Below are 24,799 nucleotides of genomic sequence, written 5' to 3'. Positions count from 1 at the left end.
GCCGAGTCCGTGAAGCCGAGCCAACGATGAGAGAGCGTGAGGACACCATGGGCGAGATCACCGTCAGCGCCACGTTCCCGAACATCCTCAAGGAGAATCTGGAGGCGTTCAAGAAGCACGCCGACGAGGCCATCGCGGTGGTGCGCGGCGAGCCGGGGACGCTCCAGTACGACTGGTACCTGAGCGAGGACCGCACGCGGTGCGTCGTCAAGGAGCGGTACGGCGACTGCGAGGGGCTGCTCGCGCATCTGGTGAACGTCGGTCCGCTGCTCGGCCCGCTTGCCGCGCTCGGCGGCGGCCTCGACCTACAGGTCTTCGGCGACCTGTCCCCGCAGGCGCGCGAGGCCGTCGGCTCCGGCGGGGCCGCCCTGTACGCGTTCCTGGCGGGCAAGTAGCGAGCCCCTGCCACATGCGTGAGCGCCGCCTTCTCCCGCGAGAAGGCGGCGCTCACCGCGCTCGGTCACTCCCCGGAGAAGACCGGCGAGCGCTTGGCCCGGAACGCGGCGATGCCCTCCGCGCAGTCGGCGGTGTCGAACAGACGCGTCTGGCCCGCGCGTTCGGCGGCCAGCGCCTCTTCGAGGCGGGGGAGCGTCGTCGCGTCGAAGGCCTGCTTGGTCAGCGCGTAGGCCACCGTGGGCCCCTGCGACAGCCGCGCGGTCAACCGCTGCACTTCGGTGTCGAAGTCGGCGTCCGGCACGCAGTGGCTGATCAGGCCCCACTCGGCGGCCTGCGGAGCGGGTACCCGCTCGGCGAGCAGCGCCATCCGGGCTGCGCGGGCCCGGCCGATCGCCGCGGGGACCAGCGCGGTCGCGCCGCCGTCGGGCATGAGACCGACGTTGGCGAAGGCGAGCAGGAAGTACGCCGACTCGCGGGCGACGGCGAGGTCGGCGGCGAGCGCGAGCGAACAACCCACGCCGACCGCCGGGCCGTTGACGGCCGCGAGGACGGGCTTGGGGGCGGCACGGAGGGCGCGGATGAGCCGGTTGGCGGCGTCGATGGTGGCGGTGGACGGCTTCGCGACGTCGTCGGTGCCGCTCCCGCCATCGGTGAGGTCGGCGCCCGCGCAGAACGCCCTGCCGCTGCCGGTGAGGACGATGACGCGGACGGCGGGGTCCTTTCCGGCCGCCTCGACGGCGTCGGTGGCGAGGGTGAGCAGTTCGGTGGTGACGGCGTTCAGCCGCTCTGGCCGGTCGAGGGTGATCCGCAGGGTGGACCCGGTGTGCCGGATCAGGATCGGGGCAGTCATCCGTGTCCTCTTTTCAGACGTTCCAGTCGGCGAGTACGGCCTGGGTGTCCGCGCCGGGCTCCGGCGGGGGCGAGGGCAGTTCGGGGGCGGTCCGCGAGAACCGCGGTGCCGGTGCCGCCTGCCGCACCCCGTCGACCTCGACGAGGGTCGCGCGGGCGGCCAGATGGGGGTGGTGCGGGGCTTCACCGAACCGCAGGACCGGGGTGACGCATGCGTCGGTGCCGGCGAACGCCTCGGCCCACGCGTCCCGCGGTCGGGTGAGGAAGGCCTCGGTGAGGCGGGCTCGCAGCCGGGGCCATCCGGCACGGTCCCACTGCACGGGCAGCGCGGCCGCGTCGAGCCCGAGGCCGTCGAGCAGGGCGCGGTAGAACTGCGGCTCGATCGCGCCGACGGCGACACAACCGCCGTCCTCGCACAGATAGGTGTCGTAGAAGGGGGCGCCGCCGTCGAGCAGGTTGGCACCGCGCTCGTCCGACCACGTGCCCTGCCCGCGCATGGACCAGATCAGTTGCAGCAGCGAGCTGGTGCCGTCCACCATCGCGGCGTCGACGACCTGGCCGAGCCCCGAGCGCTCCCGCTCCCACAGTGCCGCGAGGACGCCCGTGACCAGGAACATCGAACCGCCGCCGAAGTCCCCGAGCACGTTCAGCGGGGGCACCGGACGTTGCCCGGCGCGCCCGATGGCGTGCAGGGCGCCGGTCAGGCCGATGTAGTTGATGTCGTGCCCGGCGCGCTCGGCCAGCGGCCCGTGCTGGCCCCAGCCGGTCATCCGCCCGTACACGAGCCGGGGGTTGACCCGGTGGCAGTCGTCCGGGCCGACCCCGAGGCGTTCCACGGTGCCGGGCCGGAACCCCTCGATCAGTACGTCGGCCGCGGACGCCAGGCGCAGCACCAGAGCGCGGCCCTCGTCCGTTTTGAGGTCGGCGGCGACGGACCGGCGCCCGCGCAGCACGTGGTCCGGCCTGCCATCGGTCACATCGAGGGTGCCCCGGGGCCGTTCGACGCGTACGACGTCGGCCCCGAGGTCGGCGAGCATCATCGCGGCGTGCGGACCCGGGCCGATGCCGGCGAGTTCCACGACGCGCAGTCCGTTCAGCGGCCCAGTCATGTCCGGGACCCTTCGTGTCGTAGGGGAGCGGGCCTTCTCGTACGGGCCCGGCGGGCTAGGGCCTCTCGTCTGGATCATGCCGGGCTCGCGGGGTCTGGCACGCACATCTGCGGCGTTGTCGTCGGTCGCCAACTCCCCCACGCTCGGCTTCGCTCGCGCGGGGGCACCCCCATCGCGTTGACTCCCTCCTCCGCCTTGCATCTGCACGCACCAGACCCCGCTCCCTGATCCGGCCTGATCCAAACGAAAGACCCTAGAGGCGTTCGACGACGGTGGCGTTGGCCATGCCGCCGCCCTCGCACATCGTCTGCAGGCCGTAGCGGCCGCCGGTGGCCCGCAGGTAGTGCACCAGCGTCGTCAGCAGCCGGGTGCCGGATGCGCCCAGTGGGTGGCCGAGCGCGATGGCGCCGCCGCGCGGGTTGAGCCGCTCGGGGTCGGCGTCGAACTCCTGCTGCCACAGCAGCGGGACCGGCGCGAAGGCCTCGTTCACCTCGTACGCGTCGATCGCGTCGAGGGACAGGCCCGAGCGTCCGAGCGCGAGACGGGTTGCACGGACCACGCCGGTCAGCATCAGCAGCGGGTCGCTGCCGGTGACGGCGAAGGTGTGGAACCGGGCGATCGGTTCGAGGCCGAGGGCGCTTGCCTTCTCCTCGCTCATGATGAGGACGGCGGACGCGCCGTCCGTCAGCGGTGAGGAGTTGCCTGGTGTGATCCGCCAGTCGATCTCCGGGAAACGGGCCGCCAGTTCGTCGTCGCGGAACGAGGGCCGCAGCGTGGCCAGCGTCTCGGCGCTGGTCGTCGGCCGCACCGTCTCGTCCGCGGCGAACACCCCGTCCTGCGTTGCGACAGGGACGATCTCGGAGGCGAACGCGCCCGAGGCGGCGGCGGCCGCGGCGCGGGCATGCGAGCGGACGGAGTACGCATCCAGCGTCTCGCGGTCCAACTTCCAGCGCGCGGCGATCAGTTCCGCGGAGATGCCCTGACCGACCAGTCCCTCCGGATAGCGGGCGGCGACAGCGGGCCCGAACGGGTCCCGGTCGAGCGCCGCGCTGCCCATGGGGACCCGGCTCATCGACTCGACGCCGCACGCGATGGCGATGTCGTAGGCGCCGGCCAGGACGCCCTGCGCGGCGAAGTGCGCCGCCTGCTGGCTGGAGCCGCACTGCCGGTCGACGGTCGTGGCCGGGACGTGCTTGGGGAAACCGGCGCCGAGCACCGCGCTGCGCGTGATGTTCGCGGCCTGCTCGCCCACCTGCCCGACACAGCCGCCGATGACGTCGTCCACGAGAGCGGGATCGATGCCCGTGCGCTCGACGAGCGCCGCGAGGGTGTGCGAGAGCAGGGCGGCCGGATGGAGTCCGGAGAGCCGGCCGCCGGGCTTGCCCCTCCCGGACGGAGTGCGAATGGCGTCCACGATGACGGCGCTGGTCATGCCGTGTCCTCCCTGGAACAGGGCGGCGGGTGCCGCCGACGCAATTCGCATAACGATCGATCTATCTAGACGCTCTGTCAAGGTCGAGAAGCGTAGGGAGATGTCTCTCACGGACTTTATATATCGATCGATAGATGCTGCTACGGTCGGAAGCCGATGCACGCCTAGGAAGGGACCTCTGCCATGGTGCGTACGCGCTTCTGCGACGTGTTCGGGGTGAGACACCCGATCGTCCAGGGCGGGATGCAGTGGGTCGGCCGCGCCGAGTTGGTGGCCGCCGTGGCTGACGCCGGCGGGCTCGGCTTCCTCACCGCGCTCACCCAGCCCACCCCCGAGGATCTGGTCAAGGAGATCGCCCGCTGCCGGGAGCTGACCGACAGCCCCTTCGGGGTGAACCTCACGATCCTGCCGTCGATCAACCCGCCGCCGTACGCCGCGTACCGGGACGCCATCATCGAGTCGGGCGTGCCGGTGGTGGAGACCGCGGGGTTCAACCCCGCCGAGCATCTGCCCGCGTTCCGCGCCGCCGGGGTCAAGGTGCTGCACAAGTGCACCAGCGTCCGGCACGCGGTCAAGGCGCAAGAGCTGGGCGTGGACGGGATCTCCATCGACGGCTTCGAGTGCGCGGGGCACCCCGGTGAGGACGACATACCCGGCCTGGTTCTGATCCCGGCGGCCGCCGAGAAGATCACCATCCCGATGATCGCGTCCGGTGGGTTCGCCGACGCCCGCGGTCTGGTGGCGGCCCTCGCGCTCGGTGCCGACGGCATCAACATGGGCACCCGGTTCCTCGCCACCGCCGAGGCGCCTGTGCACGACAACGTCAAGCGGCGCCTGGTCGAAGCCACCGAGCGTGACACGGAACTGATCTTCCGTCAGCTGCGCAACACCTCCCGCGTGGCGCGCAACGCGGTCAGCGAGCAGGTCGTGCGCATCCTGGGCGACGGCGGCGACTTCTCGGACGTCCGGGAACTCGTGGCGGGCGTGCGCGGCCGCAGGGTCTTCGAGACCGGCGACCTCGACCTCGGGACCTGGACCGCCGGCATGGCCCAGGGACTGGTCCATGACATCCCGACGGTCCGCGAACTCATCGACCGCATCGTGACCGAAGCACACGACCTCATCAGCGGCCGGCTCGCCGGCGTTCTCGCCTAGGAGAAGGACATATGGACATCGGTATCAGCAACGCGGTCGCCCTGGTCACCGGCGGCGCCTCCGGCCTCGGCCTCGCGACCGTACGGGAACTGCACGGCCAGGGCGCCAAGGTCGTCATCGTCGACCTGCCCACCTCCGACGGCGAGGCCGTCGCCAAGGAACTGCGCGAGGGCGTGGTCTTCGTCCCGGCGGACGTCACCAGCGAGTCGGCCGTGGCGGCGGCCGTCGAGGCGGCGGAGAAGCTGGGCCCGCTGCGGATCGTCGTGAACTGCGCGGGCATCGGCAACGCGGTCAAGACCGTCGGCAAGCGAGGCCCCTTCCCGCTCGACCAGTTCGCCAGGGTCGTCAGCGTGAACCTGATCGGTACGTTCAACGTGATCCGCCTGGCCGCCGCGTCCATGGCGAAGAACGAGCCAGTCGGAGAGGAGCGCGGCGTCGTCATCAACACCGCCTCCGTAGCGGCGTTCGACGGCCAGGTCGGGCAGGCGGCCTACTCTGCGTCCAAGGGCGGCATCGTCGGCATGACCCTGCCCATCGCCCGCGACCTCGCGAGCCTGAAGATCCGGGTGCTGACCATCGCACCCGGCCTGTTCGAGACCCCGCTGTTCGGAACGCTGCCCGAGGACGCCATCGCCTCGCTCGGCGCGCAGGTACCCCACCCCTCCCGGCTCGGCCAGCCGAAGGAGTACGCGGCCCTCGCTCGGCACATCGTGGAGAACCCGATGCTCAACGGCGAGACCATCCGCCTGGACGGCGCCATCCGCATGGCACCGCGCTAGGCGTGTTGGCCCGGGACGTCGGCGACATGCGTGCCGGGCCGCGCGAACGGCGGGTGGGATCTCGCTATTCAGCCGCGTCCGGCGGTGGTTCCCAGACATCGGCGCACGGGACCATGACAGACGGACAACGCAACCGCCCCACGGTGCGGACACGGTCAGCAGTCCGACGTCTCATGTCCGCACCGCAACTTCACCCGCGCTGTACGCGGGTGTGGGAGGACCGCTCACGATTCCTGGACGGCACGCCTTCTCGGCGCATGACGAGGGGTGCGGGCCGGCCCGGGAACGGTGACCAGTGACCCCGGTCCTCTTAGGAAAGGAGTAGAAGAATGAAGGCAGCACGCATTTACGGCAAGGAGGACCTCCGCATCGAGGAGGTGCCGGAGCCCACTCCGGGCCCCGGAGAGGTGAAGCTGCGCAACGCCTACGCCGGCATCTGCGGGTCGGATCTCCACTTCTACTTCTATCCCGAGTCGCTGCCGTTCGGCCTGGACAAGCCGCATCCTCTCACCGGTGCCACTTTGCCGCAGATCCTCGGCCACGAGTTCTCCGGCACCGTCGTCGAGGTCGGTGAGGGCGTGGAAGACGTGAAGGTCGGCGATCGCGGCGCCGTCTACCCGCTCGCGGTCTCCTGCGGCAAGTGTGCGGCATGCCGGAAGGGCCTGTTCTTCTCCTGTCCGCTGATGGCCAGTCTTGGAGCAAACCTCACCGGCGGCGGCCTGGCGGAATACGTCACCGTCGACGCGTCCAAGCTGCACGTGCTGCCGGAGAGCGTGGATCTGCGGATGGGTGCGCTCGTCGAGCCGATGGCGGTGGCCTGGCACGCCGTCTCGCGCAGCGGGGTCGAGCCGGGTGGCACGGCGCTCATCGCGGGCGCCGGCCCGATCGGCATCGGCTCCTGGTTCGCGCTCAAGGCACGGGGAGTGGAGAAGGTGCTGGTGTCCGAGCCGAGCGCGGACCGCCGTGCCCTCATGTCCGGCCTCGGCGCACATGTCATCGACCCGGTGAACGAGGACCTCGCGGCCGCCGTCGCCTCGCTCACCGACGGCGACGGAGTGGACGTCGCGGTGGACGCCGCGGGTGCGGGTCCGGCGTTCACCTCTGCTCTGGCGGGCCTCGCGCCCGGCGGCCGACTGGTGGTGCCCGCGCTGCACGAGCACCCGACGCAGCTCCAGCCCACACAGCTCATGATGCGCGAGACGGAGATCGTCGGCGCGGTCGGATACCGGCCCGCGGAGTTCGACGAGGTCATCGCGGCCATGGCCGACGGGTTCTACGACACCACCGGCTGGGTGCAGGAGCTGCCGTTGGAGGGCATTTTGGACGCCATCCATTCACTGCGTGGCGGTGTCGGCGGGAAGATCCTCATCAAGGTCGGCTGAACGCATTCCAACGGTCCGGTACGGGCGGCCCTGCGGGGCCGTCGGTGCCGGACCTTGGCGTGTCGGCAGGCTTCGCGCGCGAACGGGGGAGGGGCGTCCGCGGATACCGCGACGTCCAGTGGTCCTCTCACGGCCCTGCCGCAGGGTGATCGAACCGAGGCCGCGACCACGCGGCGCGGGTGAAGGAGTCCCGACCGCCGTTCGACCCGGAGCCCGAGGCTGTGCTCGTGGTGTCCGGGGACCGGATCCCTCCGACCCTGACCGTGGAAATGGTCCCCGGTATGCGCAGCACCCGCGGAGGTTCACCGAGGAGGCGCTCGTGGCCGCGGGTCTGACGCGGCATGTCGTCACCAACCCCGGGACGGGCAGAACACCGTCTCGGTGATCACCCGCCGCGGCCCTGCCGCCGGCACGGCGCTCCTGGCACGCGATCGCCGGGGGCCGGCCCTTTACACCGCGCCCGCGCGACCGACCCCACCGGTCCGCCGTCCGCATTCATCGACCGCGGCTCGGCCCAAGTCTTCCGGGGCGAGGACGGCGCATATGCGACTGCCCTCTGGCACGCCGGCGCCCAGGCCGAACTCCGCGTCCAGCGCGGCGGATTCCAAGCGGATCGCTTCGCCCGGCCGAACACGGCGTCGAGCCGCAGCACCGGTCCGGCGAACTCCCGTCGGCGGGGCGAGCCCTGGAAGGCGCCCCGTGGCCGGCCGACGAGTCGCCCGGTTGAGCCGCCCCATGGTCGGTGGGACACCGGCCCCTGCCACCGGCTGGGCCAAGGACACTCACCGCACACCCGTGAACTCGCCGGACCGGCATGGCAGACCGTGCCCGGCCGGCGATCGCCGCTCATGTCGATCGCTGCCGGGCACGGCGCCACCGCACCGTTCCCGTCCCCACGGTCCGGTGCGATGTCCGGGGACGCGCATCGCTCCACTGCCACCGGCGTCCCCGGAGTTTCAGAGGGCGAGCGCGTCAGACGCGGCTCGGCGCGCGTTCCGCGTCCGCACGCCGGGGCGCGGCGTCGAGGTACTCGGTCAGGCCTTCGCCTTCCACGTCCACGTTCGGCACCACCTTGTCGAGCCCCTTCGGTAGCCACCAGGCATGCTTGCCGAGCAGGGCGAGCACGGCGGGGACGATGGTCATGCGGACGATGAAGGCATCGACGAAGACCGCGAACGCGAGACCGAAGCCAACCATCTTGACCATGGCGTCCGTGGACCCGATGAACCCGGCGAAGACGCTGACCATGATGACCGCAGCGGCGGTGACGACCCGGGCCCCGTGCCGGAAGCCGGTGACGATCGCCTGCCGCGGGTCCTCACCGTGGATGTGGGCCTCACGCATGCGGGTGACGAGGAAGACCTCGTAATCCATCGCAAGACCGAAGACGACGCCGACCATGAAGATCGGCATCATGCTCATGATCGGGCCCGTCTGCTCGACGCCGAGCAGGTCGGCGGCCCAGCCCCACTGGAAGACCGCGACGACGGCGCCGAGGGCGGCCAGCACCGACAGCAGGAAGCCGAGGGCCGCCTTGAGGGGGACCAGGAGCGAGCGGAACACCAGGATCAGCAGCAGGAAGGCGAGGCCGACGACGAGTCCCAAGTACGGGGCGAGCGCGTCGTTCAGCTTCTGCGACACGTCGACCTTCATGGCCGTCGTGCCGGTGACCATGACGTTGCCGCCGGTGTGGGCACGGATGTCGGTGAGGAGGTCCTCGGTCTTGCCGCTGTCGGGCGCGGTGGTGGGAACGACCGTCAGGATGGCGGTCTTGCCCGCGCGGTCGTAGGTGGCCGGGGTGACGGCCGCGACGTTGTCCAGGCCGACGACGGTCTTGCGCACCGCGGCGGCCTCGGACCTGATGTCACCACCTCCGGCCTGCGCGTCGACCGTCACGAGCAGGGGCCCGTTGACGCCGGGGCCGAAGCTCTCGGCGAGCATGTCGTAGGCCTTGCGCTGGGTGGTGCCGGCCGGCTGGTCGCCGTCGCCGGGCAGGCCCATCTTCAGGCTCGCGGCGGGAACGGCGAGCACACCGAGGGCGATCACACCGGTGAGCAGGCAGGCGACCGGCCTGCGGAGGACGAAGTGTGCCCAGCGCGCGCCCATGTTCGCCTTGCCCGACGGTGCGGCGGCCTGCGCGCTGTTCGTCCGGGCCTTGCGGCCGAGGGCGCGCTTGCCGGCGAAGCCGAGCAGAGCCGGGACCAGGGTGAGTGCGATGACCACGGCGACGGCGACGGTGCCGGCCGCGGCCAGACCCATCTTGGTGAGGGCGGGAATGTCGACGACGGCCAGCCCCGCCAGCGCGATCACCACGGTCAGGCCGGCGAAGACCACCGCGGAGCCCGCTGTGCCGACCGCGCGGCCCGCCGCCTCCTCGGGCTCGCGCTTCTCCGCCAGTTCGCCCCGGTAGCGGGAGACGATGAACAGCGCGTAGTCGATGCCGACCGCGAGACCGATCATCGAGGCGAGGGTGGGAGTGGTGCTGGACAAGTCGAGGGTCTCGGTGAGCGCCATGATCGAGCCGACCCCGATGCCGACGCCGATGACCGCCGTGAGCAGGGGCAGCCCGGCGGCGACCAGGGAGCCGAAGGTGATCACGAGAACCACCGCGGCCAGCACGATGCCGATGATCTCAGCGGATCCCGCCTCCGGCAGCGCCGCCATGGCGGTGCCGCCCGCCTCGACCGTCAGGCCGGCATGCCGGCCCTCGTCGAGGACCTTGTGGAGCGTGTCCTTGGACAGGGCGGACATCTCGTTGGACTGCACGCCGTAGGAGGCCACTACGTAAGCCGTGGTGCCGTCTTTGCTGACGGCGCCTGCGGTGAACGGATCGACGACCCGCACGACCTGCTTGTTGCCGTCGCCGAGTTCCTTCACGGCCCTCTCGACGGTCTTCTTGTTGTCCGCGGCGGTGATCTTCTCACCGGCCGGGGCACGGAAGACGACGCTCGCCTGGGCGCCGTCCGCGTGCATCTCCGGGAACCGCTTGCCCAGAAGGTCGAACGCCTTCTGCGCCTCGGTACCCGGGATGGAGAAACTGTTGTTCCCGGTCGTGTCGGCACTGGCCGCGCCGACACCGACGACGGCGAGCAACGCCACCCACAAGAAGGCGACGAGTCGTCGGCGACGGAAGGAGAACCGTCCTACTTTGTACAGGAATGTGGCCACGGAGAACTGACTCCCAGTCAGGTCGAGGATGTGCAAAAGGGGTGGGGGAGCGGGCCCGACGATGAGAGCGGCGCACGTCAGGTAGGCAGAGAGAGGGGACTGTGGGGCCGTACGGCGCTGTGCCGTGCGGTGTTGTGCCGTGCGGCGCTGTGCGGCCGGTCAGGCGCCGAGGGCCGGGAGGATCACGGCGTCGATGTAATGGCTCATGAAGGCTCGGTCGGCAGGTCTGTCCTCGATCAGCTGGCGGGCGATCAGGGCGCCGACAAGCATGTGCGGAACGTACGTGAGGGCCGGTGAGTCTGCGGCGATCTCACCTCGTTCGACCGCCCGCGTGAGCAGCGCGTCGAGCCCGGTCAGCTCCGGGTCGACGAGAAGGCCGCGTAGTGCCTGCAGAAGGTCGGGATGGGTGTGTACGGCCTGGAAGAGACCGCGCATGAGGGCGGCGTCCTGCACCATCTGCCGGTCGTCCATCTGCGCCGCCATCGCCCGGAAGTCCCCGCGCAGGGATCCGGTGTCGATGCCGGCGACGGTGGCGGGCTGCTGATGGCGCAGCGCGACGGCGACCAGTTCCGGCTTGCCGGCCCACTGGCGGTAGAGGGTGGCTTTGCTGCACTGGGCCCGGGCGGCGACGGCGTCCATGGTCAGGGCCTCGTAGCCGGCCTCGCGCAGTAGGTCGAGCACAGTCCTGAACAGCTCTGCCTCACGCTCGGGCGTCATGCGGCTGCGGTGCCCCGCGCGACCCGGACGCGCCGGCGCCGCCGACGGGCTGTGCTCGGGGGCCGTCGCCATGGGGGCCTCCTTCGGAACGGAACTGTTTCGTACGGGACGCTATCGCAGGGAATCATAAATACGAAACCGTTTCGGTAGTGAAACGGGTCACGGGCGGGTGCGGGCCCGCGGTCGACTTCGGCCGCCTGAGAAACTGGATCGCGAGCAGAGCTGGAAGGACTCACATGGCAGACACGTCACCGGCCACGGCGAAACCCGGGCGGCCCCGCGACCCGGGCGCGGACGAACGCATCCTCCACGCGGTCGTGGGCGAACTCGCCGAAACCGGCATCGCCGGCTTCCGCATCAACTCCGTCGCCGCCCGGGCCAAGGTCGCCAAACGGACCCTGTACTCCCGTTGGCCCGAGCGTGACGACCTCATCCTGGCCGGCCTGTCCACTCTCTCCGTGCGACTCCATCCGCCGCGCACGGGCAGCCTCGAAGAGGACATGCGGCTCCTCTACGACGCCGTGGCCGAGCATCTCGACAGTCCCCGCTGGCTGATCGCGGCTCGATGCAGTTTCGAGTTCCCCGACCACCCCGAGCTCTACGCGTCGTTCCAGCGTGACTGCATCGACCAGCCGCTGGCCGTCATCGAGGACGTCCTCCGCGACGCCCAACGTCGCGGCGAAGTCCGCCCCGGCATTGACTGCTCCGTGGCCGCAGAGGCCTTCACGGCGTCGATCGCCGCGTTCGGCACGCACATCGCCCGCCTCCGTGGCGTGAACCCGCACGCCGTCCGTGACCGTTTCCTGGACCTCTTCCTCCATGGGCTGAGCACGGAGACCGGGGCGGGATCAGACTGAGCGACCCCCAGGGCGTCGTGCCGCGGCCCGGCGGTGATGGATGTCACCGGCCCTCACCCGGCAAAACCGAACATTGAGTGCAATCCTCTTCTTGTGCAAGTTTCAACTACCTTGCCCGGTCGTCTGCCAGTGCCCGCGGTCAGGCGGGCACAACGCCTCCTCGGCAGGTTCCGTCGACGGCGGCCCCGCCAGTTGGTCTACGGGTTCAAGGCGCTGACCGCGGCGCTGCTCGCCTGGACCGTCGCGGGCCCGGCGGCTCCCGACGGACGCGCCTACGTGGCGGTCGCCACAGCCCTGCTCATGGTCAACGCGTCTACGGTGTACCGCTCGGTCACCACCGCCCTGCAGAGCGTCGCGTCGAAGGTCATCGGCCTGTTCCTCGCCCTGACGACCGTCCGGTTGCTGGGAGCGACCGCAGGCGCCATCGCGGTCATCGCTCTGCTCACCGTCATGGCGGCCCCCCGCCGCACGTCGTCCGACGGACGACTGCAGGTGGCCTCCACCGCGGTGATCGCGCTGGCTGCGATGGCGGGCAGTCCGATGGGCGGCCTGGTCTCCCCCGCGCTCCAGACACTGCTCGGCGCGGTCGCCGGCATCGCAGTCAACGCACTGGTGCTGCCCCCGCTGCACGTGGACGAGTCCGACTCCGCCGTGAAGGCCCTCGCCCACGCCGTCGGGGAACTGCTGCACGACATGGGTGCCGGCCTGGAGCAGGGGCAACTGCACTCCAGGGCCCACGCCTGGCTGCACCGGGGGCGCCAACTCGAAAAGCATCTGACGTTCGCCCAGGAACAGGTACGCCAGGCCGACGAGAGCCTGCGCTGGAACGCGCGCTGCGTCACGCACGGGCAGCGCGGTGTCGTGACCTACGGGGAACTGTTCAGGGCTCTGCGCGGGGTGTCGCTCCAGGCACGCGGAATCGCGCGAACCCTCGCCGACAGCGCCTACGACCACCAGCCCGACCGCCGTCTGGGGCAGCAGTTCCTGGACCGCTATGCCGAGACCCTGCGACTGGCGGGGGCGGCGGTCCAGGAACTGGTCGACGACCTGCTCACGGAGGGCGACCGCACAGACCCTCGCGAGCGGCTGAGCGCGGCGATCGACCGCGCCCAGGCCTGGCACGAGACCATGACCGGTCTGATCGCCCGGGGAACTCTCACCAAACCAGGCGCGTGGCACGTCTACGGCTCGCTCATGACGGACGTGGAGCGGCTGCTCGCCGACCTGGACTACGTCGGCGCACGCATCCACCACGCCACGCCCCGCGCGGTGCTGCACTGCACGGCCTGCCGGCACCGGACGCACATCAAGTAGTCCATCAGCGCCCGCGCCACTTCGCACGAGTGCGGGCGTTCACGGCGCTGCCCGGCCTCAGGCCATGGTTTCGCCGCCGTCGATGGTGACGATCTGGCCGGTCATGTAGTTGTTGGCCATGGCGAAGAGCACTCCGGCAGCGCCCTCCTCTGCGGTGCCGAAGCGGCCCAGGGGCCACGAGGCTCCGGCGGCGGCGACCGCCTCGTCGGTATCCAGCTGCGGCGTCGAGCGCAGGAGCGGGGTGTCGGTCCGGCCGAAGCGGATGCAGTTCACGCGAATCCGTGCGGGGGCGAGTTCCACGCCGACAGCCTTGGTGAGGGCCTCCACCGCGCCGGCGGCCGCCAGTCCGGCGGCGGCTCCGGGGAAGGGCTTGACCACGACGGTTCCCGAGCTGAACGTCAGTGAGCCGCCGGCCGGAAGCCTGGTCGATGCGACACGGGCGGCGGTGAAGGCGGCGGGGACGCGGGCCTCGAAGGCCGAACGGAGTTCCTCGGTGGATACGTCGGTCAGGAGGCCCATGCCGCTGGTGCCGCCCGCGGTGACGACCACGTGGTCGACGTGCTTCGCCTTGTCGAAAGCCTCGATGAGGACCTGCTCGTCCGCGCCGTCGCCGGCCACGCCCAGAACGGCGTCGGGGTCTTCGCTCGGGGCCGTGCTCCGCACGTGGGCGACGGCGTCCCGCAGGCGATCGGGGTCACGGCCGACCAGCACGACGCGGCCGCCGACCGAGCGAAGCGCTACGCCCACCGCCAGGCCGATGCCTGAGGTTCCGCCGACCACGATGGTGGTCGTGCCGGAGAGGGAATCCGGCAGCGGCGAGCTGAGGGGGATGGGGGCCGCGGTGCTCATGGGGTCGCCTTTCGATGAAGTAAATAAACCAGTTGGTTTCGAAGGGCGAGGCTGTCACGCCGACGAACCCGCAGTCAACCGGATGGTTTAATTGGTGCCATGGCATACGACAGTGACGACACCAGACGGCGGATCTTCGCCGCCGCCACTGCCGAGTTCGCCGAGCACGGCCTCGCGGGGGCCCGGATCGATCGGATCGCGACGGCCGCGAAGGCCAACAAGCAGGCCATCTACCTCTACTACGGGAACAAGGAGAAGCTCTTCGCCCGCGTCCTGCAGGCGAAACTCGAGGAGGCCTGCTCCTCCGTCGTGATCAAACCGGACGCGGTGGCCGAGTCGGTCGGGGAGCTCTTCGACCTGTATCAGGAGCATCCGCAGATGCTCAGACTGCTGCTGTGGGAGGCCCTGGACGTCGGTGACCAGCTCGACGAGTGCGAGCCGGAACGCCGTGCCCAGTTCCGGGAAAAGGTCCAAGAGCTCGTCGACGGTGGGATGATGCGCCGTCTTCCAGAGAACGCGCGCCTGCGCGCCGCGCAGGACCTGCTGTTCACCATCATGGGATTGATCTCCTGGAACTTCGCGGTGCCCAGGATGTGCCGCATCGTCCTGGACGAGGAGACCGACCGGGCCGCGCTGGCCCGCCGCCGCGAGACAGTGATCGAAGCCGCCCGCGCGCTCGCCGCGGCCTCCGGCGCGATGACGCGGGAACCTCGGACCGGGCAGTCGGGCGGCTGAGGTCTCTCCTTCGAGCCAGGCCGGCTCGAAGACTCGCTGTCCCAGACGCAGGCCGGGCAGGAGCCCAGGTGTGCGGCAGCGGCACCGTCTTCTTCGCCGTCGGCTTCCTGCCGCCCGTCCGCCTCTTCGGTTGGTGCCCGCGTGCCCCTTCGCGGCCTTCGGCGCCGGCATCCGGCGCACACGCAAGACGTAGAGGCCGACGTCGGGCGGGCGACGCGCGCCACGCTCCATCGGGGGTGGCCTGGCGCTCCGTGGCTCACGTGCCCGCGACCTGGCGCCCCGTTTCGTCACCGTGATCGCCGTCGTCCTGCCTGGGCGGCGCCTCTGCCTACGCCTGCGACCGGTCCTGTTCCCGGCAGGCGCGCGCTCGGCGGGTGGACCGCACGAGATCCGCCGCGGTCGGCGGTGTCGCCGGCCGACCGCAGGCGGCGACAGTGGCCCGGTACGCGCACTACCCCCTCGCAGTTGGGAGCCACCATGACTTGGCCCAGTGGAGAATCCGCCTTCGTGACCGGAGCGGCCTCGGGTATCGGCCTGGGCATCGCGCGGGCACTCGTCGCCCGCGGTGCCAAGGTCGCTCTCGTCGACCTGGACGGGGACAAGCTCGCGGCGGCCGCCGCGGAACTCGGTGCCGCGGGTGGGTCGGCGGTCGCGATCGGGCTCGACGTCAGCGCCGAGGACCGCTGGACCGACGCCGCCGACCGCGCCGAGGCCGCCCTCGGGCCGGTCTCGATCCTCGTCAACAACGCCGGCGTCATCAGCGCCGCGCCATTGACCGAGACGACGTTCGAGAACTGGCGCCGCCACTTCAGGGTGAACGTCGACGGCCAGTTCCTCGGGACGTCGGTCTTCCTGCCCCGGTTCCTGGAGCGGGGCGGCCGTGCGCACATTCTCAACACCGCGTCGATGGGCGGTCTGATACCGGTGCCGGGGGTGGGAGCGTACTCCGCTTCGAAGTTCGCCAGTGTCGGCCTGTCCCTGGCACTGCGCGAGGAGCTGAGGGACACCGGCGTCCGTGTCTCCGTTCTGTGCCCGGGCACCGTGGCCACCGGAATGACCGCGGCCGGGACGACGAGCGAGCACCCGGCCGGCGCGGACCCGGACCGTGTCGGCGAGCAGGTGGTCGAGGCGATGGAGGCCGGGCGGTTCTTCATTCCGACCCACCCCGACTTCGCGCCGATCGTCACGGAGTTGCACCGCGAGATCGAGCAGGCCCTCCGGGAGACGGACGACCGGCACGGCCCCGATCCGTCCGTGCGGATGATCCTCGGTGGCGTCGACCCGGTGGACAAGGTGCTGCGACCGGAAGCCGCCCGCTGATCCCGCGGTCGGGTCCCCGTCCGGGTGCCCGACCCGCAGACCCCGTCACGACCCGAGCCATTCCACGATTCCCAGCCGCACGCACGCGGCTCCAGAGAAAGTCCAGAGAAAGGGGACACCATGCCGGTGCGCCCTCCCCGACCCCCGTACGACCCGGAGCTGGAGGCCGTGCTCGCCGCGCTGGCCGACCAATTCCCTCCGACCATGACCGCCGAGATGATCCCGCGGCTACGCGAGGCCGACCTGGCGGACACAACGGATGAACAGCTCGCAGCCGAAGGGCTGACCAGGCGCGACGTCACCATCCCAGGGTTCAGGGGAGATGACATCACGGTCTCCGTGATCGCCCGGCGCGACCACCAGGGGACCGGACCGGGGATCTACAACACGCACGGCGGCGGGATGGTCACGGGCAACCGGTTCGCGGCCCTCGCCCAGTGCGTCCCCTGGGTGCTGGAGCACGACGCCGTCCTGGTCACCGTCGAGTACCGGCTCGCCCCCGAACACCCGGACCCCTACCCGGTCGAGGACTGCTACGCCGGACTGAAGTGGACGGCCGAGCACGCACACGAGCTCGGCATCGACCCGGACCGGCTGATCATCGCCGGCCCCAGCGCGGGCGGCGGACTCGCCGCGGGCACCGCCCTGCTCGCCCGCGACCGGAAGGGACCGGCCCTGGCCGGCCAGGTCCTCATGTATCCGATGCTCGACGACCGGGACCGGACCGCCTCCTCGGCCCAGTTCGACGGCATCGGCCTGTGGGACCGCGGCAGCAACCTCATGGGCTGGACCGCCCTCCTCGGCGACCGCCGCGGAACCGAGGACGTCTCCATCTACGCGGCGCCCGCGCGGGCCGAGGACCTGTCCGGGCTCCCGCCCGCCTACATCGAAGTCGGCTCCGCCGAGGTCTTCAGGGACGAGGACGTCGCCTTCGCGGCAGCCCTGTGGCGGGACGGCGGCCAGGCGGAACTGCACGTCTGGCCCGGCGGCTTCCACGGATTCGACATGGTCGCACCGCACACCGCGATCGCGCAGGCCGCCGTCAGCGCACGCAACGCTTGGGTAGCACGCATACTGGACAGCTGAGCCGCCCCTGTCTCAGGCGGCCGGAGACTTGACGAGGTGCCATGTGCCCCCGCCGGTCTGGACGGCGGGGGCACACGGGGACGGGGTCAGGACGTGGCGGGGTTTCCGCCCGCGAGCATCATGCGGGCGGCCGGGTCCTGGCCGTGGCGGTCGTCGAAGTCGTGGAACGTCCGCTCGATCTCACGGTGCAGACGGGTGACGAGCGGTTCGAAGTCGCGGTGGGTGACGATGAGGAACTGGCGGTCGCGCAGCGCGTCGACGACCTGCTCGCCGACGCGGTCCGGGTCGGCGCCCTGCGCCAGCATCGCGCTGTTGGCCTCGACGATGTGCTTGGCCACCTCGCGGCCAAGCAGCTTCGCCTCGGCCTCGGGGGCGGTGCTGCCGAGCCGGGTCGCGACCGAGCCGGGCGTGAGCACGGAGACGGAGACGTCCGTGCCCTTGAGGTCCTCGCGCAGTGCCAGGGAGAAGCCGACGCAGGCGAACTTGGAGGTGACGTACGGGGCCACGTTCGCCATGGGGACGAGGCCGGCCATGGACGCCGTGTTCAGGATGTGGGCGCGTCCGCCGCGCTGCTTGAAGCGGGGCAGGAAGGTGGACGTGCCGAGGTAGGGGCCGTCGGTGTTGATGGACTGCACCCAACGCCATACCTTGAGCGGCGTCTGCTCGACCGTGCCGCCGCCGTTGACACCGGCGTTGTTGACCAGGATCGAGATGGGCCCGATGGCCGCCTCGGCGCTGTCGGCCGCCGTCTGCCAACTGTCGGCGTCGCTGACGTCGATTTTTACGGTCGTCACCGTGCCACCGGCGTCGGTCAGTTCCCTGGCCGCGTCGGCCAGGCGCTCGCCGTCGATGTCGGCGAGGGCGACCTTCGCGCCTGCGGCGACGAGGGCCCGGCTGATACCGAGGCCGATTCCTGAGGCCGCGCCGGTGACGAACGCCGCTTCGCCTGCAGGCCAGTTCATGCTGTCTCCTCCGGTGTTCCACGCCGCCTGTCTCGTCCGGCACACTGACCCCACCGTGCTCCTGCAGCCGAGGACGCGAAACCGCCGAGCGCGGCTGAAACCGGCCATCTCACCCGCCGTTCGCGCGTTTTGCCGAGTATGACGTCGGTCCGCCGGGCCGGACATCTTCTCCAATTCACCCGTTCCGGACGGGTCCGCACGTCGCTTCGGCGTGGCTGCCGAGCTTGTCCGGTTCGCCTCCGGCGGAGGCCGCGCTCGCTGCGCCGGGTTGCCCGGGGCGCCGACTGGTCCTGGGCGACTGACGTGTTCCGGAAGTGTGACCGCTGCCGGCGTCGGTTACAGGCGCTTCGCTGTGCGGTCGCGCAGCAGCAGCCATTGACTCGCGTCGGCGCCGCCTGGGTGCGTAGCCGGTCCATGCAGCAGCACGGCGTAAGCCGTCCTCTCCGTCTTGCTCGGGGCGGCATGCCGGCCTGGCGCCTCCGGGGTCGGGAACGACCTCGTCATGCCTTTCCAGGCCTTGTCCGCGTTCGCAGTGCTGAGCATCGGCCCTCCCGGGCTCACTAGGGTCATGCCGTGAAGTACACGCACGCGTGGGAGCAGCCCCGGTAGGGGTTCACCGTCCATTCGAACGGCATCCGCGAGGCGCCCGGCACCCGGTTGAGCACCGAGCGCGCCCGGACCTCGCGCATGACGCCTCCTCGGTGGCACTCGCCCACACAATAGAACATACGTTCCCGTGATCGTGCGGAGCGAGGCGCCGGGCGGGCCGCGACCCCCGATCGCGGCCCCCGATTTGGGGGGCCGGGCGCCGGAGTGGTTGGCTTTTCCCAACCCCGAGCAATCAGGTCCTGGAGGAACGCAATGGCGCAGGTCGAGGCCACTACGGAGCGGGTCGTCGCGGCGGACGCGGAGAAGGTGCTCGACGCCCTCGCCGACTACCGCGGCACGCGGCGCAAGCTGCTGCCCGAGCAGTTCAGCGAGTACGAGGTGCGCGAGGGCGGCGACGGTGAGGGCACCCTCGTCCACTGGAAGCTCCAGGCCACCAGCAAGCGGGTACGCGACTGCCTGCTGGAGGTCACCGAGCCCACCGACGGCGAGCTGGTCGAGAAGGACCGCAACTCGTCCATGGTCACCACCTGGCGCGTCACCCCCGCCGGCGAGGGCAGGGCCCGCGTCGTCGTCACCACCACCTGGCAGGGCGCCGGCGGCATCGGCGGCTTCTTCGAGCGCACCTTCGCCCCCAAGGGGCTCGGCCGCATCTACGACGCCGTGCTCGCCCGGCTCGCCACCGAGGTCGAGAAGTAGCACCAAACCCCGCCCCGCGAAGGGGAGTTGTGCGCCTTCGCGGGGCTTCCCTTCACCGGTTCGAGTGGAACTGGCGCCCACCGGGAACCGCCCCGTAACCCACCACGGTTGTTCGTAGTTGTCGCCTCGCGCGAGAAATTGCACGGGTACGACAGCCGCGAAGGTGGCGCGAGGGGAGCGGAACGTGGGCGGGACGACTCTGGTGGATCACGACACGCTCGTGCTGCTCCCGGATGCCCGGAAGGAACCGGCCGAGGAGGTGCGGGAGGAGCCCCCGGCGGCCGGCCCCGCGGCCCCGCCGCCGGCCGGCCCGCTCAGCCCGCGCCGGGTGCGGCTGGTCGTCCTCGGGCTGATGCTGGCGATGCTGCTGGCCGCCCTCGACCAGATGATCGTGGCCACCGCCCTGCCCAAGGTGGTCGGCGAACTGCACGGCCTGGACCGGATGTCCTGGGCGATCACCGCCTACCTGCTCACCTCCACCATCGGCCTGCCGCTGTACGGCAAGCTCGGCGACCTCGTCGGCCGCAAAGGCGTCTTCCAGTTCGCCATCGCCGTCTTCGTCGTCGGCTCCGCGCTCGCCGGACGCGCGCAGAGCATGGACCAGCTGATCGCCTTCCGCGCCCTCCAGGGCGTCGGCGCCGGCGGCCTGATGATCGGCGTCCAGGCGATCATCGCCGACATCGTGCCGCCCCGGCAGCGTGGCCGCTACATGGGCCTGATCGGCGCCGCCTTCGGCCTCGCCTCGGTCGCCGGACCCCTGCTCGGCGGCTACTTCACCGACCACCTCTCCTGGCGCTGGTGCTTCTACGTCAACGTGCCCTTCGGCCTGGTCACCCTCGCCGTCGTCGCCGTCGTGCTCAAACTCCCCAAGCCCGAAGTCCGCGGCCGCTTCGACGTGTTGGGCGCCCTGCTGCTCGCCGCCGCCTCCACCTGCCTGGTGCTGCTGACCAGTTGGGGCGGTACCGAGTACGCGTGGGGCTCGCGGCAGATCCTCGTCCTCGGCGCGGGGGCGCTCGCCACCGTCGTGCTCTTCCTCGTCGTCGAGCACTTCGCCGTCGAACCCCTCATCCCGCTCCGGCTGTTCCGTGACTCCGTCTTCAACGTCACCGGCCTGGTCGGCGCCGTCATCGGCGTAGGGCTGTTCGGCGCCGCCAGCTATCTGCCCACCTTCCTCCAGATGGTCGACGGGGCCAGCGCCACCGGCTCAGGACTGCTGATGCTGCCCATGACCGCGGGCATCGTCGCGACGTCCCTGCTCTCCGGTCAGCTCATCAGCCACACCGGCCGCTACCGGATCTACCCGGTGCTCGGCGGCGCCGTCTCCGTGGCCGGGATGTGGCTGCTGTCCCGCCTCGACGCCGGGACGCCCCGGCTGCACTACAGCCTCTGGATGGCCGTACTCGGCGCCGGCATCGGCCTGGTGATGCCCGTTCTGGTCCTCGCCGTGCAGAACTCGGTGCGGCCCGCCGACCTCGGCACCGCGACCAGCGCCAACAACTACTTCCGGCAGATCGGCGGCAGCGTCGGCGCCGCCGTCTTCGGCACCCTGTTCGCCAACCGGCTCGCCGACGCGCTGCGCAGGGAGCTGCCCCCGGGCGCCGGCGCCCGGCTGCCCGACCCCGAGTCCCTCACCCCGCAGCTCGTGCACGCCCTGCCCCCGGCGCTGCGCGACGCCTACGTCCGCGCCTACGCCGACGCCATGCCCCGGGTCTTCCTGTACCTCGTCCCGGTGCTCGTCCTCGGTCTCCTCGCCGCCTTCTTCCTCAAGGAGAAACCACTGGTGTCCCACCACACCGCCGAAACCGACCCCCAGGGCCCCAACCCCCACATCCCGCAGGCGCGTTCCCCGTACGCCGCCGGAATCCCGGTGTGCGGCACCGTGCAGCACCCCGACGGCACCGTGGTGCCCCGCGCGGCGCTCACCCTCATCGACGTCACCGGACAGCAGATCGGCCGGGGCGCGAGCGGCGACGACGGGCGGTACGCGCTGAGCACGCCCGGCTCCGGGTCGTACGTCCTGATCGCCGCCGCCGGGGGGCACCAGCCGCAGGCCGTCTCGGTCACCGTCGGCGAACGCCCCGTCGAACTCGACGTCGTCCTCGGCGGCGCCGGACGCCTCGCCGGCAGTGTGCTCACCGCCGACGGCAGCCCGGTGCGGGACGCCACCGTCACCCTCACCAATGTGCACGGCGAGGTGGTCGCCACCACCCGCAGCGGCCGCGAAGGGGGCTATGTCATCACCGAGTTGGTCGCGGGGGAGTACACCCTCGCCGCCAGCGCCCCCGCCTTCCGCCCGGCCGCGCTCCCGGTCAGCGTGCAGGCCGCCCGGGAGACCCGGCAGGACGTCGAGCTCGCCGGCGGCGCCGTGCTGCGCGGCGTCGTGCGGGCGACCGGGGGACGGCCCGTGGAGGACGCCCGGGTCACCCTTCTGGATGCCGCGGGCAATGTGGTGGACACCCTCACCACCGGACCGGACGGCGCCTTCCGGTTCGTGGACCTGTCCTCCGGCGAGTACACGGTGATCGCCGCGGGTTACCCGCCGGTCGCCACGGTCTTGCAGGTCGCGGGTGGTGGCCGCACGGAACGGGATCTCCAGCTGGGACACGAGGACTGAGGCGGCGCCCGCGGTGGCACCGGGGCGGGGGCCGATGCGATCAGGTAAACCAATTCCCGGATTGCCACACATCGCCACCGGCCGCCGCCGTACCGTAGTGGCCGGCGGCACAGATCGTTTGCGAAAGCCGTGGGGAGAAGGGGCCTGGGCCATGGACCGTGGCAGCGAGCGGGACACAGCTCCCGGGCGCGGCGCCGGCGACACCGCTGCGGGCCGGATTCCGCTTGCGGTGATCGTCGTCGACCGTGACGGCCTGGTGTCCCACTGGAGCAGTGGGGCACGGCGGTTGTTCGGCGTGGGCCGGCAGGACGCCGTGGGCCGCCCCGCGGCTGATCTGCTGCCGGTCACCGGGGCCCTGCCCGACCACCTCCAGGGCGGCTCCACGCCGGACGCCTGCCCGGCGGCGTCCGACGGCGAGCCGAACGGCGCCGCCGCGTACGGCCCTTCGCCCGACGACGAGCTCGGTCCCGACCTGGAGGTCTCCCTCGGCGGTGGGACCTCCTACGCCACCGCCGGCCGCGCCCGCCTCGCCCCGCCCCGGCGGACACCGGACGACGAGGACCGGGCGGACGGCGAGCGGCTCGACGTGCTGTGGTGGGCCTACCCGCTGATCGGCCCCGGCCCCGCCCGGCTGCTGGTGCTCGCCGCCGACGCCACCCGGCTGCGCGAGGAGCGCGGCCACGACGACGAGACCGCCGAACGCGTCGCGCCCGGCTTCGCCCGCCACACCGAACTGCCCGCCTTCGACGAACTCGAACGGCGGCTGCCGGAGATCCTGCCCAACATGGGCCCGGGGACCAGCGGCCGCATCGTCTCCCAGATGCTCGAACTCGGTTATCCCGTGCTGGAGTTCAGCCAGTGCGAGCGGGTCCCGGTGACCCCGTACTGGGGCGTGCCCCGGCGCCCCGGCCGCGTCCCCGCCGACGCCGCCGAAACCCTCGTACCGCGCCAGCGCACCGCCCCCGTGCCCGCCGTACCGCCCGGCGCCGAGCAGGACCTCGAATACGCCGCCGTCCGCGAACGCCTCGAATTCCTCAACGAGGTCAGCTCCCGCATCGGCTCCTCCCTCGACCTCGGCGAGACCATCCGCGAGGTCACCAGTGCCGCCGTGCCCCGGTTCGCCGACTTCGCCGGCACCCATCTGCGCGCCGCCGTCCTCGCGGGCGAGGGCTTCCCGGACGGCCCGCCCGACGCCAGCACCGTGATGTTCCGCGTCTGGGTCGAGCACAACGACGAACCCGGCCGCTGGGACGACACCGTGCCGGTCGGCGAGGCCTTCGCCTTCCCCGAACACACCCCGTTCTACCAGTGCATGGTCACCGGCGAACCGGTCCTCATCCCCCGGGTCACCGACGAGATGGGCGACCGCATCTCCGGCCAGTTCGAGAAGCGCGATCTGCGCCCGCTGATCAACGGCCGCTCCCTGCTGATCGTGCCGCTCAAGGCGCGCAATGTCGTGCTCGGCTTCATGGTGCTGATCCGCCGCCCCGACCGTCCCGCCTTCGACGACATGGACCGCACCACCGGCGCCGAACTGGCCGCCCGGGCCGGCCTCGTCCTCGACAACGCGCGCATGTACACCTACCAGGAGAACGTCGCCGACACCCTCCAGGACAGCATGCTCCCGCAGGTCGCCCCGAGGACGGCCGGCTGCGACGTCGCCACCCGCTATCTGCCCGGCACCCGGCTCGGCCGGATCGGCGGCGACTGGTTCGACACCGTCAAACTGCCCGGTTCCCGCACCGCCCTCGTCGTCGGCGACGTCATGGGGCACGGCCTCAACTCGGCTGCCATGATGGGCCAGTTGCGCACCGCCGTGCAGACCATGGCCGCGATGCAGACCCCGCCCGCCCAGCTCCTGCGCAACCTGGACGACCTGGCCCGCCGGCTCGGCGACAACTACCTCGCCACCTGTCTGTACGCGGTCTACGACCCGATCCGCGGCGAGGTCACCCTCGCCAACGCGGGACACATCCCGCCGGTGCTGGTCCGGGCCGAGGACGGCAGCAGCGAACTCCTCGACCTGCCCACCGGCGCGCCCATCGGCGTCGGCGGCGTCCCCTTCGAGGCCGCCCGGGTGCGGGTGTCGCCAGGGGACCGGCTGGTGCTGTGCACCGACGGCCTGGTCGAGGTGCGCGGCTCGGACATCGGCGAGGGCCTCGCCGCGCTCTGCGAGTCCGCCGCGCACCCCGCGGCCTCCATGGACGACGCCTGCGACACCATCATCCGCGCCCTCAACACCCGCGGCGGCCGCAAGGACGACGTCGCCCTGCTCATGGCCCGCCTCAACGGCATCCCCGCCGGCCATGTCGCCGAGTGGCGGCTGGAGGCGGAGCCCCGCGAGGTCGGCCGGGCCCGCCGGCTGGTCCGCGAGCAGCTGCGCGCCTGGGGTCTGCCGGAGGCCGTGGAGACCGCCGAGCTGCTGGTGAGCGAGGTGGTCACCAATGCCGTACGGCACGCGGAGGGCGGTCGCGTCGGGCTGAAGGTGGTGCGCACCGACGCGCTGCTGTTCGAGGTCACCGACGACGCCCCCGACCTGCCCGACATGATCGCCGCGGGCCCCCTCGACGAGTCGGGCCGCGGACTGCGCGTGGTCAGCAGGCTGGCCCGCGAGTGGGGCGCCAGCGCCACCGGGCACCGCAAGACGGTCTGGTTCGAACAGGCGGTCACGGGGAGCCGTTGAACGCCGGTACGTCCGGTGAAGGCGGCCACCGGGCCCTTGCCCGTGGCCCGCTCCGCGCGATATCCCGATCACGCAACCGATCGTGGG

19 protein-coding genes and 1 pseudogene are annotated in these 24,799 nt (G+C 71.5%); 12 read left to right on the top strand and 8 right to left on the bottom strand.

The annotated features are described in order from the left end of the window. Positions 1-26: 26 nt before the first annotated feature. A complete protein-coding gene (locus HZZ00_RS25540; RefSeq protein ID WP_219013929.1) occupies positions 27-395 on the top strand; it encodes a putative quinol monooxygenase in 369 nt (122 codons plus the stop codon). Between the two features lie 65 nt (positions 396-460). On the opposite strand, the gene HZZ00_RS25535 is transcribed toward HZZ00_RS25540, so the two are convergent. The 3 genes from HZZ00_RS25535 to HZZ00_RS25525 all read right to left on the bottom strand — a co-directional run bounded on the left by HZZ00_RS25535 (position 461) and on the right by HZZ00_RS25525 (position 3,786). Further along, the gene (locus tag HZZ00_RS25535) at positions 461-1,246 is read right to left on the bottom strand and encodes an enoyl-CoA hydratase-related protein (RefSeq protein ID WP_180328649.1); all 786 of its coding nucleotides are present in this window, start codon (positions 1,244-1,246) and stop codon (positions 461-463) included. A 13-nt stretch (positions 1,247-1,259) separates the two neighbouring features. Continuing rightward, complete coding sequence (locus HZZ00_RS25530) at positions 1,260-2,354, bottom strand: CaiB/BaiF CoA-transferase family protein (protein ID WP_180328648.1); 1,095 nt, start codon at positions 2,352-2,354, stop codon at positions 1,260-1,262. 253 nt (positions 2,355-2,607) lie between these two features. Next, entirely contained in the window at positions 2,608-3,786 is a 1,179-nt protein-coding gene (locus tag HZZ00_RS25525; protein WP_180328647.1) for a thiolase family protein, read from the bottom strand. Between the two features lie 183 nt (positions 3,787-3,969). Between HZZ00_RS25525 and HZZ00_RS25520 the strand changes: the two genes are divergently transcribed. The 3 genes from HZZ00_RS25520 (at position 3,970) to HZZ00_RS25510 (ending at position 7,102) form a co-directional block, all read left to right on the top strand. Further along, complete coding sequence (locus HZZ00_RS25520; RefSeq protein WP_180328646.1) at positions 3,970-4,941, top strand: nitronate monooxygenase family protein; 972 nt, start codon at positions 3,970-3,972, stop codon at positions 4,939-4,941. Positions 4,942-4,958: 17 nt separating this feature from the next. Beyond that, entirely contained in the window at positions 4,959-5,720 is a 762-nt protein-coding gene (locus HZZ00_RS25515) for a 3-hydroxyacyl-CoA dehydrogenase (RefSeq protein ID WP_180333697.1), read from the top strand. 329 nt (positions 5,721-6,049) lie between these two features. Next, a complete protein-coding gene (locus HZZ00_RS25510) occupies positions 6,050-7,102 on the top strand; it encodes a 2,3-butanediol dehydrogenase (RefSeq protein ID WP_180328645.1) in 1,053 nt (350 codons plus the stop codon). A 972-nt stretch (positions 7,103-8,074) separates the two neighbouring features. Here the strand turns inward: HZZ00_RS25510 and HZZ00_RS25505 are convergent. Further along, on the bottom strand, positions 8,075-10,270 hold the full coding sequence (locus tag HZZ00_RS25505) for an MMPL family transporter (RefSeq protein ID WP_180328644.1): 2,196 nt from the start codon (positions 10,268-10,270) through the stop codon (positions 8,075-8,077). A gap of 159 nt (positions 10,271-10,429) precedes the next feature. After that, the gene (locus tag HZZ00_RS25500; protein ID WP_257586003.1) at positions 10,430-10,987 is read right to left on the bottom strand and encodes a TetR/AcrR family transcriptional regulator; all 558 of its coding nucleotides are present in this window, start codon (positions 10,985-10,987) and stop codon (positions 10,430-10,432) included. Between the two features lie 236 nt (positions 10,988-11,223). On the opposite strand from HZZ00_RS25500, the gene HZZ00_RS25495 reads away from it, so the two are divergent. Continuing rightward, positions 11,224-11,844: a TetR-like C-terminal domain-containing protein gene (locus HZZ00_RS25495; RefSeq protein ID WP_180328642.1), complete on the top strand. Its 621-nt coding sequence runs from the start codon at positions 11,224-11,226 to the stop codon at positions 11,842-11,844. Between the two features lie 129 nt (positions 11,845-11,973). Then, positions 11,974-13,158, top strand: a complete 1,185-nt coding sequence (locus tag HZZ00_RS25490; RefSeq protein WP_180328641.1) for an aromatic acid exporter family protein — start codon at positions 11,974-11,976, stop codon at positions 13,156-13,158. Positions 13,159-13,215: 57 nt separating this feature from the next. On the opposite strand, the gene HZZ00_RS25485 is transcribed toward HZZ00_RS25490, so the two are convergent. Continuing rightward, positions 13,216-14,007 carry an SDR family NAD(P)-dependent oxidoreductase gene (locus HZZ00_RS25485; RefSeq protein WP_180328640.1) on the bottom strand — a complete coding sequence of 264 codons (792 nt, stop codon included), beginning with the start codon at positions 14,005-14,007 and terminating at the stop codon, positions 13,216-13,218. A gap of 99 nt (positions 14,008-14,106) precedes the next feature. Between HZZ00_RS25485 and HZZ00_RS25480 the strand changes: the two genes are divergently transcribed. The 3 genes from HZZ00_RS25480 (at position 14,107) to HZZ00_RS25470 (ending at position 17,148) form a co-directional block, all read left to right on the top strand. Then, positions 14,107-14,742, top strand: a complete 636-nt coding sequence (locus HZZ00_RS25480; RefSeq protein ID WP_180328639.1) for a TetR family transcriptional regulator — start codon at positions 14,107-14,109, stop codon at positions 14,740-14,742. A gap of 477 nt (positions 14,743-15,219) precedes the next feature. After that, positions 15,220-16,062 carry an SDR family oxidoreductase gene (locus HZZ00_RS25475; protein WP_180328638.1) on the top strand — a complete coding sequence of 281 codons (843 nt, stop codon included), beginning with the start codon at positions 15,220-15,222 and terminating at the stop codon, positions 16,060-16,062. Positions 16,063-16,182: 120 nt separating this feature from the next. Continuing rightward, positions 16,183-17,148 carry an alpha/beta hydrolase gene (locus HZZ00_RS25470; RefSeq protein WP_180328637.1) on the top strand — a complete coding sequence of 322 codons (966 nt, stop codon included), beginning with the start codon at positions 16,183-16,185 and terminating at the stop codon, positions 17,146-17,148. A gap of 86 nt (positions 17,149-17,234) precedes the next feature. On the opposite strand, the gene HZZ00_RS25465 is transcribed toward HZZ00_RS25470, so the two are convergent. Together HZZ00_RS25465 and HZZ00_RS25460 are read right to left on the bottom strand one after the other, a co-directional pair. Continuing rightward, positions 17,235-18,110, bottom strand: a complete 876-nt coding sequence (locus HZZ00_RS25465; RefSeq protein ID WP_180328636.1) for an SDR family oxidoreductase — start codon at positions 18,108-18,110, stop codon at positions 17,235-17,237. A 578-nt stretch (positions 18,111-18,688) separates the two neighbouring features. After that, positions 18,689-18,811 (bottom strand): annotated as a pseudogene (locus tag HZZ00_RS25460) (radical SAM protein); the annotation flags it as partial. Between the two features lie 160 nt (positions 18,812-18,971). Between HZZ00_RS25460 and HZZ00_RS25455 the strand changes: the two are divergent. The 3 genes from HZZ00_RS25455 to HZZ00_RS25445 all read left to right on the top strand — a co-directional run bounded on the left by HZZ00_RS25455 (position 18,972) and on the right by HZZ00_RS25445 (position 24,712). Next, entirely contained in the window at positions 18,972-19,415 is a 444-nt protein-coding gene (locus HZZ00_RS25455) for an SRPBCC family protein (RefSeq protein WP_070022769.1), read from the top strand. 184 nt (positions 19,416-19,599) lie between these two features. Continuing rightward, positions 19,600-22,029 (top strand): MFS transporter, encoded by a 2,430-nt coding sequence (locus HZZ00_RS25450; protein WP_374028484.1) that lies wholly within the window; start codon positions 19,600-19,602, stop codon positions 22,027-22,029. A gap of 151 nt (positions 22,030-22,180) precedes the next feature. Further along, positions 22,181-24,712, top strand: a complete 2,532-nt coding sequence (locus HZZ00_RS25445; RefSeq protein WP_180328635.1) for a SpoIIE family protein phosphatase — start codon at positions 22,181-22,183, stop codon at positions 24,710-24,712. The last annotated feature ends 87 nt before the right edge of the window (positions 24,713-24,799 follow it).

Origin of the sequence: Streptomyces sp. NEAU-sy36 (assembly GCF_013423905.1) — a bacterium.
Lineage (GTDB): Bacteria > Actinomycetota > Actinomycetes > Streptomycetales > Streptomycetaceae > Streptomyces > Streptomyces misionensis.
The sequence above is the reverse complement of the archived record's forward strand: the minus strand, read 5'-3'. Positions and strand labels throughout refer to the sequence as shown.

Bases quoted from the DNA above. Each gene is read 5' to 3' on its own strand.
- HZZ00_RS25540 (WP_219013929.1), top strand. From the start codon at position 27: ATGAGAGAGCGTGAGGACACCATGGGCGAGATCACCGTCAGCGCCACG.
- HZZ00_RS25535 (WP_180328649.1), bottom strand. From the start codon at position 1,246: ATGACTGCCCCGATCCTGATCCGGCACACCGGGTCCACCCTGCGGATC.
- HZZ00_RS25530 (WP_180328648.1), bottom strand. From the start codon at position 2,354: ATGACTGGGCCGCTGAACGGACTGCGCGTCGTGGAACTCGCCGGCATC.
- HZZ00_RS25525 (WP_180328647.1), bottom strand. From the start codon at position 3,786: ATGACCAGCGCCGTCATCGTGGACGCCATTCGCACTCCGTCCGGGAGG.
- HZZ00_RS25520 (WP_180328646.1), top strand. From the start codon at position 3,970: ATGGTGCGTACGCGCTTCTGCGACGTGTTCGGGGTGAGACACCCGATC.
- HZZ00_RS25510 (WP_180328645.1), top strand. From the start codon at position 6,050: ATGAAGGCAGCACGCATTTACGGCAAGGAGGACCTCCGCATCGAGGAG.
- HZZ00_RS25500 (WP_257586003.1), bottom strand. From the start codon at position 10,987: ATGACGCCCGAGCGTGAGGCAGAGCTGTTCAGGACTGTGCTCGACCTA.
- HZZ00_RS25495 (WP_180328642.1), top strand. From the start codon at position 11,224: ATGGCAGACACGTCACCGGCCACGGCGAAACCCGGGCGGCCCCGCGAC.
- HZZ00_RS25485 (WP_180328640.1), bottom strand. From the start codon at position 14,007: ATGAGCACCGCGGCCCCCATCCCCCTCAGCTCGCCGCTGCCGGATTCC.
- HZZ00_RS25480 (WP_180328639.1), top strand. From the start codon at position 14,107: ATGGCATACGACAGTGACGACACCAGACGGCGGATCTTCGCCGCCGCC.
- HZZ00_RS25475 (WP_180328638.1), top strand. From the start codon at position 15,220: ATGACTTGGCCCAGTGGAGAATCCGCCTTCGTGACCGGAGCGGCCTCG.
- HZZ00_RS25470 (WP_180328637.1), top strand. From the start codon at position 16,183: ATGCCGGTGCGCCCTCCCCGACCCCCGTACGACCCGGAGCTGGAGGCC.
- HZZ00_RS25465 (WP_180328636.1), bottom strand. From the start codon at position 18,110: ATGAACTGGCCTGCAGGCGAAGCGGCGTTCGTCACCGGCGCGGCCTCA.
- HZZ00_RS25455 (WP_070022769.1), top strand. From the start codon at position 18,972: ATGGCGCAGGTCGAGGCCACTACGGAGCGGGTCGTCGCGGCGGACGCG.
- HZZ00_RS25445 (WP_180328635.1), top strand. From the start codon at position 22,181: ATGGACCGTGGCAGCGAGCGGGACACAGCTCCCGGGCGCGGCGCCGGC.